Source organism: Bacillus sp. J33, assembly GCF_000518885.1.
Taxonomy (GTDB): Bacteria; Bacillota; Bacilli; order Bacillales; family Cytobacillaceae; genus Cytobacillus.
In genome coordinates this window covers 1-16,800 of record NZ_JAEL01000114.1, presented here as the reverse complement: position 1 = coordinate 16,800, position 16,800 = coordinate 1, and the positions used below count along the sequence as shown (strand labels likewise).

Below are 16,800 nucleotides of genomic sequence, written 5' to 3'. Positions count from 1 at the left end.
GACCTTTCTTCAAACCAAATAGTCTGGTGGCGATAGCGAGAAGGTCACACCCGTTCCCATGCCGAACACGGAAGTTAAGCTTCTCAGCGCCGATGGTAGTTGGGGGCTGTCCCCCTGTGAGAGTAGGACGCTGCCGGGCAACTGAAAGAGCACCTGAATAGGTGCTCTTTTTGTGTATCCAAAAGTCGGTTTGTGAATAGTTTAAAATTTGGAATGGCTTAGCTTCATTTACAGATTATCGGTCACTTCCTCCTAATTATCAGTCAGTTAGTTTATTGCGCCATTTTTAAGACTCTCAGCTCTTAAAAATCCACCTTTTATACATAACCCCTATAGCTGAAGCAGGGATATTCAAATTTTAAAGCAATCGTTTTAACTAATAAAAAGACTATATCTAAATAATAAAACTCCTATAACAACTTCACTACTTTTTATCCATTAAATACTGGTAGATCAAATATGGTCCCTTTTTAGCTGTAATTTGCAGGAAAGATTGGATAAACGGGTAGTCCTTGTTTGGCATCATTTTGATTAATTCACTCCACCACTCCGTTTCGTAACGGGCAATCATACTTAAGTTATACAGCAGCAAATAATGGATTAACAGTTCGGGGAAATCAATAAGTCCTTCCCTGGCCAACGGGAAATAGAACTTGTTATTTTCAATGCTATATTTTAAAGGCTTGAAATGATATGTATTAACGTTTTTCATCATAAAGCTTAATGATGATTCCTCATTCCCCTGGAAATGAATATTAGCATCTGATTTGGCTTGGAGATACTCTACAAAACGAGTCTCAGTCATATGGAAAGAATCCAAAACTTTTTTAGGCAAAACGAACAAATCCCTCAGCTGCTCCATTTCCAAAAAAGTATTCCTGCCTTCTGTTTGGCTATACAAATAATTTAGTTCAGCTATTTGGCTGAACAGATCCCCCATGGTTGCTTTTTCTCCTTCCAAATGTTTCATGTGAAACAATTTTTCTCCCATATAGGGGAAGAGTCCGCTTTTTTGGAATTTTACTTCATCCTGAAAAAAATTATATTGCTGTTTTTTTCTTTTTCTTGTTGAGACGCCATGAGCCAAAACCGAAGTGGTCTCAGGATAATTGGGATCCACCGTCAAAATGCACGCTTTTACAAGATGGACTAACCCATAAAAAAAGAGAATGGGCTTAATAATGAATGGAGCCTTCTCTGCCTGCTCATAGTATACTTGTCCATGTTCTAGGTAGTATATAAAAGGATAGCTGTTTTCATAACTTTTTTGCTCCGCTTGTTCCAGATTGAGTTTTTGGTAGCAGTTTTGTAAAAATTCCTGAGAAGTACTGGCGGAAAAGAAATATAAAAAGGAGTTTCCATGGTCATATGGATGAATCACAGTAAAACCTCCGAATCTTTAGAAAAATCCAACATATTAATCTGTTCTTGACAGTATTTTGTCCAATTGATAACCTACTAATAATATTTTTGAGTCCAGGAGGTCAAAAAAGATGTGGGAAACTAAGTTTGCAAAAGAGGGTTTAACGTTTGATGATGTATTGCTCGTTCCATCCAAATCAGAGGTATTACCGCGTGATGTAAGCCTTAAAGTAAATTTGACTGAAAAGATTGCACTCAATATTCCAATTATCAGTGCCGGTATGGATACTGTTACTGAAGCTGAAATGGCTATTTCAATGGCTCGCCAAGGCGGACTTGGGATTATTCACAAGAATATGTCCATAGAACAGCAGGCCGATCAGGTTGATAAAGTAAAGCGTTCAGAAAGCGGCGTTATTACAGACCCATTTTTCCTTACTCCAGAACAACAAGTGTTTGATGCTGAACATTTAATGGGCAAATATCGTATTTCCGGTGTTCCAATTGTAAATAACACAGAGGAACAAAAGCTTGTTGGCATTTTGACAAATCGTGACCTCCGCTTTATTCAGGACTATTCGATTAAAATTTCAGATGTCATGACGAAAGAAAACCTTGTAACTGCTCCAGTTGGAACCACGTTAGAGGAAGCAGAAAAAATCCTTCAGCAGCATAAAATTGAAAAATTGCCGCTTGTAGATGCTGATGGAGTTCTTAAAGGGTTAATAACAATTAAAGATATTGAGAAAGTCATTGAATTCCCTAATTCTGCCAAAGATGAACGCGGACGCCTTTTGGCTGGTGCTGCAGTTGGCGTAACTGGCGACACAATGAAACGTGTAGAGATGCTTGTAAAATCGCAGGTAGATGTAATTGTGGTTGATACAGCACACGGCCATTCAAAGGGTGTACTGGATACAGTTCGTGAAATACGCGGTGCGTATCCGGATCTTGCCATCATTGCCGGAAATGTGGCGACTGCTGAGGCTACAAAAGATTTAATTGAAGCTGGTGCAGACATTGTAAAAGTTGGAATTGGACCTGGATCTATTTGTACAACACGTGTAGTAGCAGGTGTTGGTGTTCCACAAATAACAGCTGTTTATGACTGTGCAACTGAGGCTCGCAAGCATGGGAAATCAATCATTGCTGATGGCGGCATTAAATATTCAGGAGATATCGTTAAGGCACTGGCTGCAGGCGGACATGCCGTAATGCTCGGAAGTTTGCTTGCAGGTGTTTCTGAAAGCCCTGGAGAAACGGAAATATTCCAGGGTCGCCGATTTAAAGTATACAGAGGAATGGGCTCAGTTGCTGCGATGGAAAAAGGTTCAAAAGACCGTTACTTCCAGGAAGACAACAAAAAGTTTGTTCCAGAAGGAATCGAAGGGCGAATTGCTTATAAAGGGCCTCTAGCCGATACGATTTATCAGCTTGTAGGCGGCATACGCTCAGGCATGGGCTATTGCGGAACAAAAGATCTGCAGGAGCTTCGTGAAAATGCACAATTTATTAAAATGACAGGTGCAGGATTGCGGGAAAGCCATCCTCATGATATACAAATAACAAAAGAAGCTCCAAATTACTCGCTATAAACTTACGCAAGCAGAGAAGGGAAACCTCCTCTGCTTTTTTAATGCAGGGATATAGGGCTAGGAAAATACTAATAAATAACAGTGGGCCTATCATGCTATTTATTTAGGCAGGAATAGGTAATTACTCTATCTATTTTTTAAATAAGAGTTATGATAAAATAACAAAAGTGTATTAATACGTTGGAGGGCAGTAAATTGAAAAAAACATTTTATCGTAAGTCTGTTGCTGGATTCCTTGCCTTGGTTATGCTATTAGGCCTTTTACCTGGTTTAAATAAAGCGAGTGCAGAAGATATTTTAAATATTAATGCAGATGCTGCTATTTTAGTAGATGCAGAGACCGGAAAAATTTTGTATCAGAAAAATGCGGATAAAGTCTTGGGCATTGCGAGTATGACAAAAATTATGACTGAATACCTGCTTCTTGAGGCGGTTGAAGAAGGCCGAGTGAAATGGGACCAGGAATACGCAGTAAGTGAATATGTATGGAAAGTTTCACAAGACCGTGCATTGTCTAATGTGCCTTTGCGCAGAGATGGAAAGTATAATATTCGTGAGCTTTACGAAGCAATGACAATCTACTCAGCCAATGGCGCTACGATTGCTATAGCTGAAACCATTGCAGGTTCGGAAAAGAACTTCGTCAAAATGATGAATGAAAAAGCTGCTGAACTTGGTTTAAATGATTATAAATTTGTAAACTCAACTGGTTTAAATAACCGCGATCTGAAAGGAACTCCTCCTGCAGGCGGTCCGGAAGAAGAGAATGTAATGTCAGCAAAAGATACAGCGCTGCTGGCAAAAGAATTAATCAACAGATTCCCTGAAGTATTGGAGACAGCCAGTACACCTAGAAAGACTTTCAGAGAAGGCACAGATGATGAAATTAAGATGGAAAACTGGAACTGGATGCTTCCAGAGCTTGTATTCGGATATGAGGGCGTAGACGGCCTTAAAACAGGTACTACAGACTTTGCCGGATACTGTTTTACTGGAACAGCCCTAAGAGATGGCAACCGTTACATCAGTGTTGTGATGAATGCAAAAGGCGAGAATGGCCAGGCTACCTATAAGTCAAGATTTGATGAAACAAAGAAAATGTTTGACTATGGCTTCAGCAACTTCTCAAAGCAAGAGATTTTGCCTGAGAACTATCAGGTAAAGGGACAAAAAACGGTTCCTGTTGTAAAAGGAAAAGAAGATAAGGTAAAAATCGTATCCAAGGATCCGATTGAAATGGTCGTCAAGAATGGCGAAAAAGAAAACTTTAAGCCTGTTCTTGTGCTTGACGAAAAGAAGTTAAACGAAGATGGCGAATTAACAGCTCCTATTAAAAAAGGCGAAAAGATTGGCTATCTAACAATTGAGTCTTCAGAAGACGGCAAGCTGGCGTTTTTATCTGATAAAGGCAAAGGCAATATCCAGGTAGATGTAGTAGCTGCTGAAAATGTCGAAAAAGCAAACTGGTTTGTACTAATGATGCGAAGCATCGGCGGTTTCTTTGGAGACGTTTGGGGCAGTGTTTCCACAGCTGTAAAAGGTTGGTTTTAAAGAAAAGGGCTTTCCTGTCTTGACAGGAGCCCTTTTTCATTGCATATTTTCAATAGGGAAAATTACGAGCAAAGCAATATATTTTCCTTTTTTTGAAAAATTATTTTTATCATAATATTTAACCCATCGAAGTGAGATGGTATTTATGAAGGGGGATAAACATGAAGACAGGTACAGATCGAGTTAAACGTGGAATGGCAGAAATGCAAAAGGGCGGCGTCATTATGGACGTTGTTAACGCAGAGCAGGCAAAAATAGCAGAAGAAGCTGGTGCTGTTGCTGTAATGGCACTTGAGCGTGTTCCTTCCGATATCCGTGCAGCAGGCGGCGTTGCCCGCATGGCAGATCCGCGCATTGTGGAGGAAGTGATGGGAGCAGTTTCAATCCCTGTCATGGCAAAAGCACGTATTGGACATATTGTCGAAGCGCGTCTGCTTGAGGCGATGGGTGTAGATTACATAGACGAAAGTGAAGTTTTGACTCCTGCAGATGAAGAATACCATCTTAACAAAAGAGACTATACAGTTCCTTTCGTTTGCGGATGCCGTGATTTAGGCGAAGCAGCCCGCCGTATCGGTGAAGGTGCATCCATGCTTCGTACAAAAGGCGAACCAGGAACAGGAAATATTGTTGAAGCTGTCCGCCATATCCGCAAGGTAAATGCCCAAGTCCGCAAAGTTGTTGGCATGAACGAAGATGAATTAATGACGGAAGCTAAGCTTCTGGGAGCACCATATGAGCTTCTTCTTGAAATCAAAAGCCTTGGACGCCTTCCAGTAGTAAACTTCGCAGCAGGCGGTGTTGCAACACCTGCAGATGCCGCTTTGATGATGGAGCTTGGAGCTGACGGAGTTTTTGTTGGTTCTGGTATTTTCAAATCAGAAAATCCGGCTAAATTTGCACGTGCAATCGTTGAAGCAACAACACATTACCAAGACTACAAATTAATTGCTGAACTTTCAAAAGAGCTGGGTACACCAATGAAGGGAATTGAAATTGCTTCATTGGCTCCAGAAGCTCGTATGCAGGAGCGCGGCTGGTAAGGAGAATTAGAATGATTAAGGTTGGAGTTTTAGGGCTTCAGGGGGCTGTCAGAGAGCATGTGCGGTCCATAGAAGCGTGTGGTGCAGAAGCTGTAGTTATCAAGCGTAAAGAGCAGCTTAATGAGGTGGACGGGCTTATTTTGCCTGGCGGCGAAAGCACGACAATGCGCCGCTTGATTGATAAGTATGACTTTATGGATAGTCTAAAGGAATTTGCTGGCTCAGGCAAACCGATGTTCGGAACCTGTGCAGGCTTAATTCTTCTGTCAAATAACATTATTGGCTATGATGAGCCGCATATAGGTGTAATGAATGTTCAAGTAGAAAGAAACTCATTCGGCCGCCAACGGGAAAGTTTTGAAGCAGATCTGGATATTGCGGGAGTAGCCGAAGATTTTGCAGCAGTCTTTATCCGGGCGCCGCATATTGTGGAAGCAGGGGAGAATGTCGAAATCCTGGCTAAGCACAACGACCGTATTGTTGCTGCCCGTGAAGGCAGGTTCCTTGGATGTTCATTTCATCCGGAGCTTACAGACGACCACCGCCTGACAGCTTATTTCATTGATATGATTAAAGAATCTAAGCAATCTTAATTTGAATATTTTGGTTGCAAAAGGAACATAATTGTAGTACATTATGAATTACAAAAAATCTTATAGCTAAAGCAATGAGAGGAACTAGTAACAGGAATTTGTTCTTAAGAGAGCCGGTGGCTGGTGAAAACCGGTGAATAAACCCTGCGAATCCATCCTCGAGCAAAGCATGGAACACTTGGCAGTCAGATTTGCTGCTAAGAAGAGTAAATGCTTTCGGTTAAAACCGTTATGATTTTAAGGTGGAAAGCCTATGCTTTCAACTAGGGTGGCAACGCGGGTAACTCTCGTCCCTTTTTTGGGGACGGGAGTTTTTTGTGTTTTTGGCTATTTAGTAAAGTTTGTTGCCTTTGGCAGCTACCTAAGGTTAACCGCTGAGTTGATTGGAGCGGAGGGCGCGAGATCCTCGAAAATGCTACCGCATTTTCTTACGACGAGGTGTTAATTCAGAGGAGCTTATTCAATGTCCTACGGGAGTAGCGTACCAAAGGAGACTCCGCAGACGCAGAGCTTCGAGGAGACTCCCGGCAGCCCCGTGGAAAGCGAGTACCCTGTGCCGAAATCAACGGGCAGTATTTATAAGCAGCAATTTTTATAACTATTTTTCAGGAGGTACTAAAAATGCTGGACATTAAGTATTTAAGAGCCAATTTTGAAGATGTGAAAAACAAGCTTCAGCACCGTGGTGAAGATTTAACGGATCTGGGAAAATTCGAAGATCTGGATGTTAAAAGACGTGAATTGATTGTAGAAGCAGAGCAGCTGAAAAGCAAAAGAAATGAAGTATCACAGCAGGTCGCTGCATTAAAACGCGAAAAGCAGGATGCCGACCACTTAATCGCAGAAATGAGAGAAGTGGGCGATAAAATTAAAGCATTGGATGAGGAGCTCCGCACGGTTGAAGAAGAATTGGATCAATTGCTGCTGAGCATCCCAAACATTCCTCATGAGAGCGTCCCTGTCGGAGAAACAGAAGAGGATAATGTGGAAATCCGCAAATGGGGAGAAGTACGTGAATTTGATTTCGAGCCAAAGCCGCATTGGGATGTAGCAACTGATCTTGATCTGCTTGATTTTGAACGTGCAGGCAAAGTGACGGGAAGCCGCTTTGTATTTTATAAGGGTCTTGGTGCACGCCTTGAGCGCGCATTATTCAACTTTATGCTTGATTTGCACACAGAAGAGCATGGCTATAAGGAAGTTCTTCCTCCATACATGGTCAACCGTGCAAGCATGACTGGAACAGGTCAGCTTCCGAAATTCGAAGAAGATGCATTCCTAATTGAAAGTGAAGATTATTTCTTGATCCCAACCGCTGAGGTGCCTGTAACCAATATGCATAGGGAAGAGATTCTTAATGCAGACGAGCTTCCGATTAACTATGCGGCATTCAGTGCATGCTTCCGTTCTGAAGCAGGGTCTGCAGGACGTGATACCCGAGGATTGATCCGCCAGCATCAATTTAACAAAGTGGAGCTTGTGAAATTTGTGAAGCCTGAAGAGTCTTATGATGAACTTGAAAAGCTGACAGGACATGCGGAAAAGGTTCTTCAGATGCTAGGCTTACCATATAGGGTTATGAGCATGTGTACAGGAGATCTTGGTTTTACCGCTGCGAAGAAGTATGATATCGAAGTTTGGATTCCGAGCTATAACACATATAGAGAAATCTCTTCTTGCAGCAATTTCGAAAGCTTCCAGGCAAGACGCGCGAATATCCGTTTCCGCCGTGAAGCTAAAGGCAAGCCGGAACATGTTCACACATTGAATGGATCTGGCCTTGCGATCGGCCGCACGGTAGCAGCCATTCTGGAAAACTACCAGCAGGCAGACGGAAGTGTCGTAATTCCGGAAGTACTGCGTCCATATATGGGCAATCGTGAAGTGATTAAGCCTTAATAGAAAATGTTGGCGGGTTTTATACCCGCTCAGTTTTTTTAAAAAATAATGTTGACATGTCATTAATAAGATGGTATAGTATTTCTTGTCGATACGGAGGAATACCCAAGTCTGGCTGAAGGGATCGGTCTTGAAAACCGACAGGCGGGTCAAACCGCGCAGGGGTTCGAATCCCCTTTCCTCCTCCATTATAATTGACATCTAACACGCGCATAAATTGGAGATACATAAAACCGCTACATTTAATGTAGCGGTTTTTTTGTTATTTTTACATATGAAAAAAACCGCTTCTCAGCGGTTTATCCTTCATTAACGGGCAGTAAGGCCCCCGCTTCAAGACTATCGAGGGAATCATAAAGGATTAGTGGGGGATCAGCTTCCGCAAAAGCCCGATTGGTTCAAATAACCATCAATGGGGTTGAAGGAAAATCCTCACTGATGGAAGTTTCACTTTATTTTTTCAATAATTGAGTTTGTTTAAGAAAATAGGATACTCGTTCAACAATTGGTTCAATGGATTGTTCGTTCTGGATAATGTCATAATCATTAATGTTTAAGCGAAGAACAGGGCAGGCGTTGAAGCTATTGATCCAGTCTTCATAACGCTGATGCATCTCCTCCCAGTACGCTATTGGTGTTTGCTGTTCCATTGGACGGCCGCGCTCCTGAATACGGGACAGAATGTCATCAAGGGAACCTTCCAAATAAATAAGCAAATCCGGATGTGGGAAGTAAGGGGTCATAACCATGGCATCAAATAAGCTTGTATATGTTTCATAATCTACCTTGGACATAGTTCCTTTTTCGTAATGCATTCTCGCGAAAATGCCTGTATCTTCATAAATGGAGCGATCCTGGACAAAGCCGCCGCCATATTCAAAGATGCGCTTCTGATCCTTGAACCGTTCTGCAAGGAAGTAAACTTGGAGGTGGAAGCTCCAGCGATTGAAATCTGCATAAAATTTATCAAGATAAGGATTCGTATCTACCTTTTCGAAAGATGTTCGGAACCCGAGTGCGTTCGCAAGTGCATTCGTCATCGTTGATTTCCCGACTCCGACTGTTCCTGCAATCGTAATTACGGAATTCGAGGGAATCTCGTATTTTTGCCTTAAATTCATAATTGTATGCTCCTCTTTCTTAATGATGTGGACAGTGTATCGAATATATGCTCTAAGTCTGCTTCATTTTTTACAAAATCCAGATTATCGCCATTAAAACGAATGACAGGAATGTCAGGGTGCTGCCTTTCGAACTCATTCATAGCCGTTTCATAATCAAGTGATAATTGCTCTAAATATAATGGACTGATATTCTTTTCAATCTCGCGTCCTCTCAGTTCAATTCGGTCAAGCAAAGTTTCCAGGCTCGCATTTAGATAGATAATGACATTTGGTTTCGGCATATCGCCAGTGAGGATATCGTATATCTTCAAATATTTCTGATACTCGTTCTGGTTCAATGTCCGCTGTGCAAAAATTAAATTCTTGAATATATGGTAATCAGCTACTACAGGCTTATTTTGATTTAAGTAATGATTATTTATATCAACCAGCTGTTTGTACCGGTTGCATAAGAAAAACATTTCTGTCTGGAAGCTCCATTCTTCAATGTTTTCATAGAATTTGCCTAAGAAAGGATTTTCATCGACAATTTCTTTTAACAGTGCATAGTGAAACTTTTCAGAGATTGCTTTAGCGAGTGATGTTTTCCCTACGCCAATAGGCCCCTCAACAGTTATAAAAGGTATTCCCCCCATAAGATTGTCCTCCTACTCTGCCTTTTCTCTATTAAAACCATCTGCATTAGACAGGATCATTGTGAAAAAATACGTTAAAAAACGACGCAAAAATTATTTTATCACACTATACTGTGGAAGGGATATCGAATTTAGGCTGGAAATAAGAAAATGGTCCAATAAATTCTGAATAATAGAAAAACAGCCGCCTGCATGTGACAGCTGTTTTTAAAATCAAGCTCTTTTTGTGACATTAAAATTATCAGTAATCAATAGCCAATTTTGCGGGAATGATAGGCCCAATTTCCAATAGCTCATTCCCCGCAGATTTAATTCTTTTATTAAATCAAATTTTGCCTGGATGGAACGGGCATCTTCAAACCATACCTCATGTCTCTTTCCATCGGGGGCTGTATAATTGAAAAATGGAGCCTGCGCGTTGTAATCGTATTGAATGGCAACGTTATTTTCGGCTGCTATTTGAATAGCCTGCTGCGGGCTTACAGCTTTTGCGGTTGTCCCCTGTACAAAAGGAAGAGTCCAATCGTAGCCATATAGATTTTGTCCCATCAAAATCTTTGAAGGCGGCATTTCACTAACTGCGAATTCTAATACTTGCCTGACTGGCCCAATGGGGGATACAGCCATGGGAGGACCGCCGCTGTACCCCCATTCATAAGTCATGATGATAACAAAATCGACAATTTCCCCGTGCGCTCTGTAATCGTGCGCTTCATACCACCGGCCCTTTTGGGTGGCACTCGTTTTAGGAGCCAAAGCAGTGGAAATCATCCATCCTTCCTGCCTGAACCTTTCCTTTGCTTTTCGCAGGAAGGAATTATAGGCTTCACGGTCTTCAGGACGCAAATATTCAAAATCGAAGTGAATATCCCTGAATCCATGCTTCTTTGCTGTAGTTACTATGTTATTTAAAAATTTTTCCTGAATAGCCATATCATTTAACAGGATTCGTCCCAGTTCATCATTAAATTGCTCGTTTTCCAGGTTGGTGATGACCATCATCAATACATTGTTGTTCGCTCTGGCTATGGCAGGTAATTCATTAAGAGGCGGCTCCTTCAAAGAACCATCACGAAGAGCCTGAAAACTGAAAGGTGCTAAATATGTCAGGTATGGCGCTGCTTCCCTTGCACTGTTTACCAGTTCCGGTGCTACAGTGGTTCCTCTTGGTTCAACATATGCATTAAAATCTGCATTCACTTTCGGACGAGGCGGGATATAAAGCCTGAACCCAATTTGCAGCGGCTGGTTTACAGAGATGTTATTGACTGATGCAAGCTGCTGATATGAGATGCCGAACTTCCTTGAAATCGAATAAAGACTATCACCTGGCTGAACCCAATAAAAGCTTCCTACTATCGGAATAACAAGTGTTTGGCCTATCACCAGGTTATTTGGATTTGGAATTTCATTTGCCTCTACAAGATCCTCAACTGTTGTGCCATAAGCCTGGGCGATGCCGGTTAAAGTCTGATTTTGCTGTACAACATGGATTTGCAATCTATCTCCCTCCCTGAAAAACATGGCTCTAATACCTTGGTAAAATCGATACGCTGACATTCGGCAGAATACACTGCTACCATTTTATGAAGGGAACAGGGAAGAAATGTTATAATTGTTTTCAGAGGAGGATTTATCTCCTTTATATCTTTTTCATCACCCTGAGACATTTCATTATCATGGTAATTGGTTCTGCAACTTTTAATGCCTTTTTGGCAAGGATATTTCTTAAAACGGTCAGTTGTTGCAAAGCGGCAGAGTAAAGTATTTAAGAAGGAATGAAGTTATTTGACGGAAGCATCTAGAAATGTAGATGAATTGTATATGAGAGAAGCCATTAAAGAAGCAAAAATTGCAGAATCTATGGAAGAAGTTCCTATTGGCGCAATTATTGTTTTGGATGGGGAAATTATTGCGCGTGCCCATAACTTGCGGGAATCCAATCAAAATGCCATTGCCCATGCTGAATTGCTTGCCATCGACCAGGCATGTAAAAGGCTGGGGACATGGAGGCTGGAGAATGCTGTCCTTTATGTGACGCTTGAGCCTTGTCCCATGTGTTCAGGATCCATTATCTTATCACGGATAAAAAAAGTGGTTTATGGTGCAAAAGATCCGAAGGGCGGATGTGCCGGCACACTTATGAACCTTTTGCAGGATGAACGATTCAATCACAAGAGTGAGGTCGTGTCAGGAGTCCTTGAAAATGAATGCGGAGAATTGCTCTCCAGCTTTTTTAGGGAACTGAGAAGACGCAAGAAAGAAGAGAAAAAGAGAAGGCAATTGATGCAGCTGGAACATGATACAGGAATTGACAATGGATAAGCATTGCTTTTTTTGTTGAATCTTAGTATACTTATAAATGCGTCGGATAAAGACGCAACTAAATATGGTATCAACTTTGCCGTGCTAGGCGGGGAGGTAGCGGTGCCCTGTACTCGCAATCCGCTCTAGCGAGGCTGAATCCCTTCCCGAGGCTGATGTCCTGTAGGGCCTGCCTTAAGTAAGTGGTGTTGACGCCTGGGTCCTGCGCAATGGGAATCCATGAACCATGTCAGGTCCGGAAGGAAGCAGCATTAAGTGGACGCTCCCATGTGCCGCAGGGTTGCCTGGGCCGAGCTAACTGCTTAAGTAACGCCTATGGGCGTCAGTCGAAGGAAGGTGCACGGCAGTTTATATTGTAAATAAAACTCATCCTGCAAAGGGTGGGTTTTTTGTTTTGCAAAAGGGATGTGAAAACTGGAAAATTAATTTGGTCTACCTTTTGTAAAAAGGAATTTAGATACGTTATAATAGATGAAGGACTATACATAGGAAGGAGGGCGTCATAGTGAGTTATCAAGCTTTATATCGTGTTTGGCGTCCGCAGCAGTTTATAGATGTTGTCGGGCAGGAACATGTGACAAAGACTTTGCAAAACGCCCTGCTTCAGGAGAAAATATCACATGCCTATTTGTTTTCAGGTCCTCGGGGAACCGGAAAAACGAGTGCAGCCAAAATTTTGGCTAAAGCTGTTAACTGTGAAAAGGCCCCTGTAACCGAACCCTGCAATGAGTGTGCAGCTTGCAGAGGAATTACAGATGGCTCTATTCCTGATGTCATTGAAATTGATGCTGCCTCCAATAATGGGGTAGAAGAAATCAGGGATATAAGGGATAAAGTTAAATATGCACCAAACGCTGTGAAGTATAAGGTTTATATTGTGGATGAAGTGCATATGCTTTCCATTGGGGCGTTTAATGCCCTTTTAAAAACTCTTGAAGAACCGCCAAAGCATGTTATTTTTATACTGGCGACTACAGAACCTCATAAAATCCCCCTTACGATCATTTCCCGATGCCAGCGATTTGATTTCAAAAGAATCACCGCGCAGGCTATTGTGGGAAGAATGAAATTGATTGTGGATGAAACAGGTGCTGAATGTGAAGACCAGGCACTGCAGATTATTGCCAGAGCGGCAGAAGGCGGAATGCGTGATGCTTTGAGTTTGCTTGACCAGGCCATCTCCTTCAGCCAGGATAGAGTGACAGTTGAAGATGCTTTATCAATTACAGGCGCGGTTTCACAAGGGTTCTTGAATAAACTGGCCAAAGCTGTAAGGGAAAGGGATGCAGCATCAGGCTTGGAGTTTCTTGAGGAACTTCTTTTCCAGGGGAAGGATCCCTCCCGTTTTATTGAGGATTTTATTCTGTACTATCGGGATATGCTCTTATACAAAGCTGCCCCAAGGCTTGAGGAATCTCTGGAGAGAGTCATGCTTGACGAAGAGTTCCAACAGCTTTCCCAAGAAATGGATCCGGAAGAACTCTACGGGCTGATTGAAGTTTTAAATAAAGCCCAGCAGGAAATGCGTTGGACAAATCACCCTAGGATTTTTCTTGAAGTAGCCATTGTGAAGCTTTGCCAGCTTGAAAAAAGCGAAAAATCCGCACAATCTGCAGACATTCAGCCGCTAGTGCAAAAAATAGAACAGCTGCAATATGAACTGGCTGAATTAAAGAAAAATGGCATTGCGGCAAAAGATGACGGCGCTGCAGCTGCCGTCCAGAAAAAGCCGCAAAGAAGCTCGCGCAAAGGGTTTCAGGCCCCTGTTGGAAAAGTGAATGAGGTTTTAAAAAATGCTACCAAAAGCGACTTGATTGCCGTGAAGAGCCGATGGGGTGAAATGCTTGACAGGCTTGTCCATAATCAAATGCGCTCCCAGGCAGCCCTTTTAAATGAGGCTGAGCCGGTTGCTGCATCAGAGTCTGCTCTTATAGTAAAATTCAAGTATGAAATTCACTGTCAAATGGCGATGGAGAATAACAAGTTTTTGGAAATATTAACTAATGTTTTATTTGAGCTCATAGGAAAAAGATTGCAGCTGGTCGGAATTCCGGATGACCAATGGCAAAAGGTCAGGGAGGATTTCCTTCGTAACCAGCGTGATGGAGACGATGCAGGCGAAGGTTTCAGCAAAAGTGAGGAAGAGCCTCATGTAGCTGAAGCGGTAAAGCTGTTTGGTCCTGAATTAATTGAAATTAAAGAATAAAATATCTGGAGGTAATATACAATGCGCGGTGGAATGGGAAATATGCAAAATATGATGAAGCAAATGCAAAAAATGCAAAAAAAGATGGCTCAAGCACAGGAAGAGCTAGGAGAAAAGAAAATTGAAGGAACAGCTGGCGGCGGTATGGTTACCGTCATCGTATCTGGCCATAAACAGGTTTTAGAAGTGAATATTAAAGAAGAAGTTGTAGATCCGGAAGATATCGACATGCTTCAGGATCTCGTGCTTGCTGCTACGAACGATGCTCTGAAAAAAGCGGATGAACTAACAAACGATACAATGGGGCAATTTACTAAAGGAATGAACCTGCCAGGAATGTTTTAATCATAATTCCTGAAAGATTGCTTGCTGTATTGATAAATGAATCGGTGCAGATAAGAGGGACAGGCCGGGCGCCAGCGAACATTGTCTGAGGAATTTATTTTCAGCGGACTCTTTGCTCGCGGCGCTTTTCCTTTTAACAGATAAGAAGAATGTATAACTTTAGACTTCGATAACTGTCTGGCTCCAGGCGCCTTCGGCTTATGCTTGAGGCCCGCAGGATGCGATCATGCAGACGGTGCCACAGGACGTGGCGTTTTTAGTCTGCGTTCATCTTAGGCAGGCGCCTTCCGCTTTTCTTAATAGGAGGAAAAATAGATGCATTATCCTGAACCAATATCAAAGCTGATTGACAGCTTTATGAAACTGCCTGGAATTGGCCCTAAAACGGCTGCACGTCTGGCGTTTTTTGTTTTGAGTATGAAGGAAGATACTGTACTTGATTTTGCAAAGGCACTCGTAAATGCAAAGAGGAATTTGTCATATTGCTCTGTATGCGGTCATATTACTGATCAGGATCCCTGTTATATATGTGAAGATCAAAGGCGCGATCGATCGGTTATTTGTGTAGTTCAGGATCCTAAAGATGTCATAGCGATGGAAAAAATGAAGGAATACAATGGTTTGTACCATGTCCTTCATGGAGCGATTTCTCCAATGGATGGGATTGGGCCTGAAGATATCAATATACCTGATTTATTGAAGCGGCTGCAGGATGAAACCGTTCAAGAGATTATTCTTGCTACAAATCCGAATATTGAAGGGGAAGCGACAGCCATGTATATTTCCCGTTTGATTAAGCCTTCCGGAATTAGGGCTACACGAATAGCACATGGCTTGCCGGTCGGAGGAGATCTGGAGTATGCTGACGAAGTAACTTTATCAAAGGCGTTGGAAGGAAGAAGAGAAGTTTAAACACGGAGGCGTGATCCATGTTTTTTAAAAGAAAAGGGTGGCTTCGCAAGGAATTTGATGAGAAGCTATTAGAGCAGCTGAGCCGGTTAAAGGCGGACTGGAACAATCAGAAGTCATTAACTGAAAAAAGCTTTGACCCTTCGCCTGAAGCAATCAGCCAGGCAAAGCTGGCTGAAGCAAAATACTTCTTTCTATTTAAAGAAGCAAAAAAGAGAAATGTAAAGGTACGTATGTAAATCATTTTGCCAGTTTTTGCGATTGGCAGGAATGTGTTTTGATAAAATAGGCAATAAAACTTTATACTTGTCCTCCTCTAAAGGTCTTTTTTGCACACGCTAATCATAAATTAGTAGTACAAGTTTCCTGAGAGGAGGATTTTTCTTTTGGATCCTATAGTTGTGATCTCCATTTTGGGAGGATTAATATTAGTGCTTCTATTTATAGGAGCACCTGTAAAACCGATAAGATTAATTGGACAGGGAGCCATTAAACTTATCATAGGAGCGCTCTTTTTATTTTTCTTAAATGCTTTTGGGAACCAGTTCGGCATACATGTTCCAATTAACCTGGCTACTTCAGCCATATCCGGTTTTTTAGGCATTCCAGGATTATTTGCTCTTGTGGCTATTCAAACATGGGTGATATGAGAATGACAGCCGCATAAAAAGCGGCTGTTTTTTACTTTAAATTTTTTGGGTAATAGTGTTGACAGTTATATAGTGTGGTGATAAGATATTAAAAGTCGTCACAACGAGTTGAAAAACATCTTAGAAAAGTGTTGACATATGGTTGTGAGAATGATATATTAATAAAGTCGCCTCGAGCGGCAGATTGATCTTTGAAAACTGAACGAACAAAAACGTCAACGTTAATTCTTTAGTCTTTTTTTGAAAAGACAACTTATGAGCTTAATCAACTCTTATATGGAGAGTTTGATCCTGGCTCAGGACGAACGCTGGCGGCGTGCCTAATACATGCAAGTCGAGCGGACGGATGGGAGCTTGCTCCCAGACCGTCAGCGGCGGACGGGTGAGTAACACGTGGGCAACCTGCCTGTAAGACTGGGATAACTCCGGGAAACCGGGGCTAATACCGGATAATTCTTTCCCTCACATGAGGGAAAGCTGAAAGATGGTTTCGGCTATCACTTACAGATGGGCCCGCGGCGCATTAGCTAGTTGGTGAGGTAACGGCTCACCAAGGCAACGAT

At 42.0% G+C, this 16,800-nt stretch carries 15 protein-coding genes, 1 tRNA gene, 2 rRNA genes, 1 other RNA gene and 1 other annotated feature; of the genes, 15 read left to right on the top strand and 4 right to left on the bottom strand.

The genetic code is table 11. The annotated features are described in order from the left end of the window. Nucleotides 1-22: 22 nt before the first annotated feature. Nucleotides 23-139 (top strand): 5S ribosomal RNA (rrf, locus tag L634_RS0124725). Nucleotides 140-424: 285 nt separating this feature from the next. Here rrf and L634_RS0124720 read toward each other — a convergent pair. Continuing rightward, nucleotides 425-1,381 carry a YaaC family protein gene (locus L634_RS0124720; RefSeq protein ID WP_026584749.1) on the bottom strand — a complete coding sequence of 319 codons (957 nt, stop codon included), beginning with the start codon at nucleotides 1,379-1,381 and terminating at the stop codon, nucleotides 425-427. Between the two features lie 112 nt (nucleotides 1,382-1,493). Here L634_RS0124720 and guaB point away from each other — a divergent pair, with 112 nt between their 5' ends. The 6 genes from guaB to L634_RS0124680 all read left to right on the top strand — a co-directional run bounded on the left by guaB (nucleotide 1,494) and on the right by L634_RS0124680 (nucleotide 8,231). After that, nucleotides 1,494-2,957 (top strand): IMP dehydrogenase, encoded by a 1,464-nt coding sequence (gene guaB, locus L634_RS0124715; protein ID WP_026584748.1) that lies wholly within the window; start codon nucleotides 1,494-1,496, stop codon nucleotides 2,955-2,957. Nucleotides 2,958-3,203: 246 nt separating this feature from the next. Then, nucleotides 3,204-4,508: a D-alanyl-D-alanine carboxypeptidase family protein gene (locus tag L634_RS0124710; RefSeq protein WP_232233837.1), complete on the top strand. Its 1,305-nt coding sequence runs from the start codon at nucleotides 3,204-3,206 to the stop codon at nucleotides 4,506-4,508. Nucleotides 4,509-4,669: 161 nt separating this feature from the next. Then, nucleotides 4,670-5,551, top strand: coding sequence for a pyridoxal 5'-phosphate synthase lyase subunit PdxS (gene pdxS / locus L634_RS0124705; protein ID WP_026584746.1), 882 nt, complete (start codon nucleotides 4,670-4,672; stop codon nucleotides 5,549-5,551). Nucleotides 5,552-5,562: 11 nt separating this feature from the next. Continuing rightward, nucleotides 5,563-6,144 carry a pyridoxal 5'-phosphate synthase glutaminase subunit PdxT gene (gene pdxT / locus L634_RS0124700; protein WP_026584745.1) on the top strand — a complete coding sequence of 194 codons (582 nt, stop codon included), beginning with the start codon at nucleotides 5,563-5,565 and terminating at the stop codon, nucleotides 6,142-6,144. Nucleotides 6,145-6,209: 65 nt separating this feature from the next. Then, nucleotides 6,210-6,442: a binding site (T-box leader), on the top strand. Nucleotides 6,443-6,765: 323 nt separating this feature from the next. Further along, nucleotides 6,766-8,043, top strand: a complete 1,278-nt coding sequence (gene serS, locus L634_RS0124685; protein WP_026584743.1) for a serine--tRNA ligase — start codon at nucleotides 6,766-6,768, stop codon at nucleotides 8,041-8,043. A 95-nt stretch (nucleotides 8,044-8,138) separates the two neighbouring features. Then, nucleotides 8,139-8,231 (top strand) — tRNA-Ser (locus L634_RS0124680). A gap of 264 nt (nucleotides 8,232-8,495) precedes the next feature. Here L634_RS0124680 and L634_RS0124675 read toward each other — a convergent pair. The 3 genes from L634_RS0124675 to L634_RS0124665 all read right to left on the bottom strand — a co-directional run bounded on the left by L634_RS0124675 (nucleotide 8,496) and on the right by L634_RS0124665 (nucleotide 11,302). Next, nucleotides 8,496-9,164 carry a deoxynucleoside kinase gene (locus L634_RS0124675; protein ID WP_026584742.1) on the bottom strand — a complete coding sequence of 223 codons (669 nt, stop codon included), beginning with the start codon at nucleotides 9,162-9,164 and terminating at the stop codon, nucleotides 8,496-8,498. After that, the gene (locus L634_RS0124670) at nucleotides 9,161-9,802 is read right to left on the bottom strand and encodes a deoxynucleoside kinase (RefSeq protein ID WP_026584741.1); all 642 of its coding nucleotides are present in this window, start codon (nucleotides 9,800-9,802) and stop codon (nucleotides 9,161-9,163) included. The genes L634_RS0124675 and L634_RS0124670 overlap by 4 nt, the downstream gene beginning before the upstream one ends. A 213-nt stretch (nucleotides 9,803-10,015) precedes the next feature. Beyond that, nucleotides 10,016-11,302, bottom strand: coding sequence for a LysM peptidoglycan-binding domain-containing protein (locus L634_RS0124665; protein WP_026584740.1), 1,287 nt, complete (start codon nucleotides 11,300-11,302; stop codon nucleotides 10,016-10,018). 288 nt (nucleotides 11,303-11,590) lie between these two features. Between L634_RS0124665 and tadA the strand changes: the two genes are divergently transcribed. From tadA to L634_RS0124630, 8 genes are all read left to right on the top strand, one after another. Next, complete coding sequence (gene tadA / locus L634_RS0124660) at nucleotides 11,591-12,127, top strand: tRNA adenosine(34) deaminase TadA (RefSeq protein ID WP_026584739.1); 537 nt, start codon at nucleotides 11,591-11,593, stop codon at nucleotides 12,125-12,127. A gap of 79 nt (nucleotides 12,128-12,206) precedes the next feature. Continuing rightward, nucleotides 12,207-12,471: signal recognition particle sRNA large type (gene ffs / locus L634_RS33020), an RNA gene on the top strand. A 161-nt stretch (nucleotides 12,472-12,632) separates the two neighbouring features. Continuing rightward, on the top strand, nucleotides 12,633-14,333 hold the full coding sequence (gene dnaX / locus L634_RS0124655) for a DNA polymerase III subunit gamma/tau (protein WP_026584738.1): 1,701 nt from the start codon (nucleotides 12,633-12,635) through the stop codon (nucleotides 14,331-14,333). A 21-nt stretch (nucleotides 14,334-14,354) separates the two neighbouring features. Beyond that, entirely contained in the window at nucleotides 14,355-14,678 is a 324-nt protein-coding gene (locus L634_RS0124650) for a YbaB/EbfC family nucleoid-associated protein (protein ID WP_026584737.1), read from the top strand. Between the two features lie 315 nt (nucleotides 14,679-14,993). Then, the gene (gene recR, locus L634_RS0124645) at nucleotides 14,994-15,590 is read left to right on the top strand and encodes a recombination mediator RecR (protein WP_026584736.1); all 597 of its coding nucleotides are present in this window, start codon (nucleotides 14,994-14,996) and stop codon (nucleotides 15,588-15,590) included. A gap of 17 nt (nucleotides 15,591-15,607) precedes the next feature. After that, nucleotides 15,608-15,826, top strand: a complete 219-nt coding sequence (locus L634_RS0124640) for a YaaL family protein (RefSeq protein WP_026584735.1) — start codon at nucleotides 15,608-15,610, stop codon at nucleotides 15,824-15,826. 147 nt (nucleotides 15,827-15,973) lie between these two features. Further along, nucleotides 15,974-16,237, top strand: a complete 264-nt coding sequence (locus L634_RS0124635; RefSeq protein ID WP_026584734.1) for a pro-sigmaK processing inhibitor BofA family protein — start codon at nucleotides 15,974-15,976, stop codon at nucleotides 16,235-16,237. 273 nt (nucleotides 16,238-16,510) lie between these two features. Further along, a 16S ribosomal RNA gene (locus tag L634_RS0124630) occupies nucleotides 16,511-16,800 on the top strand; the annotation flags it as partial.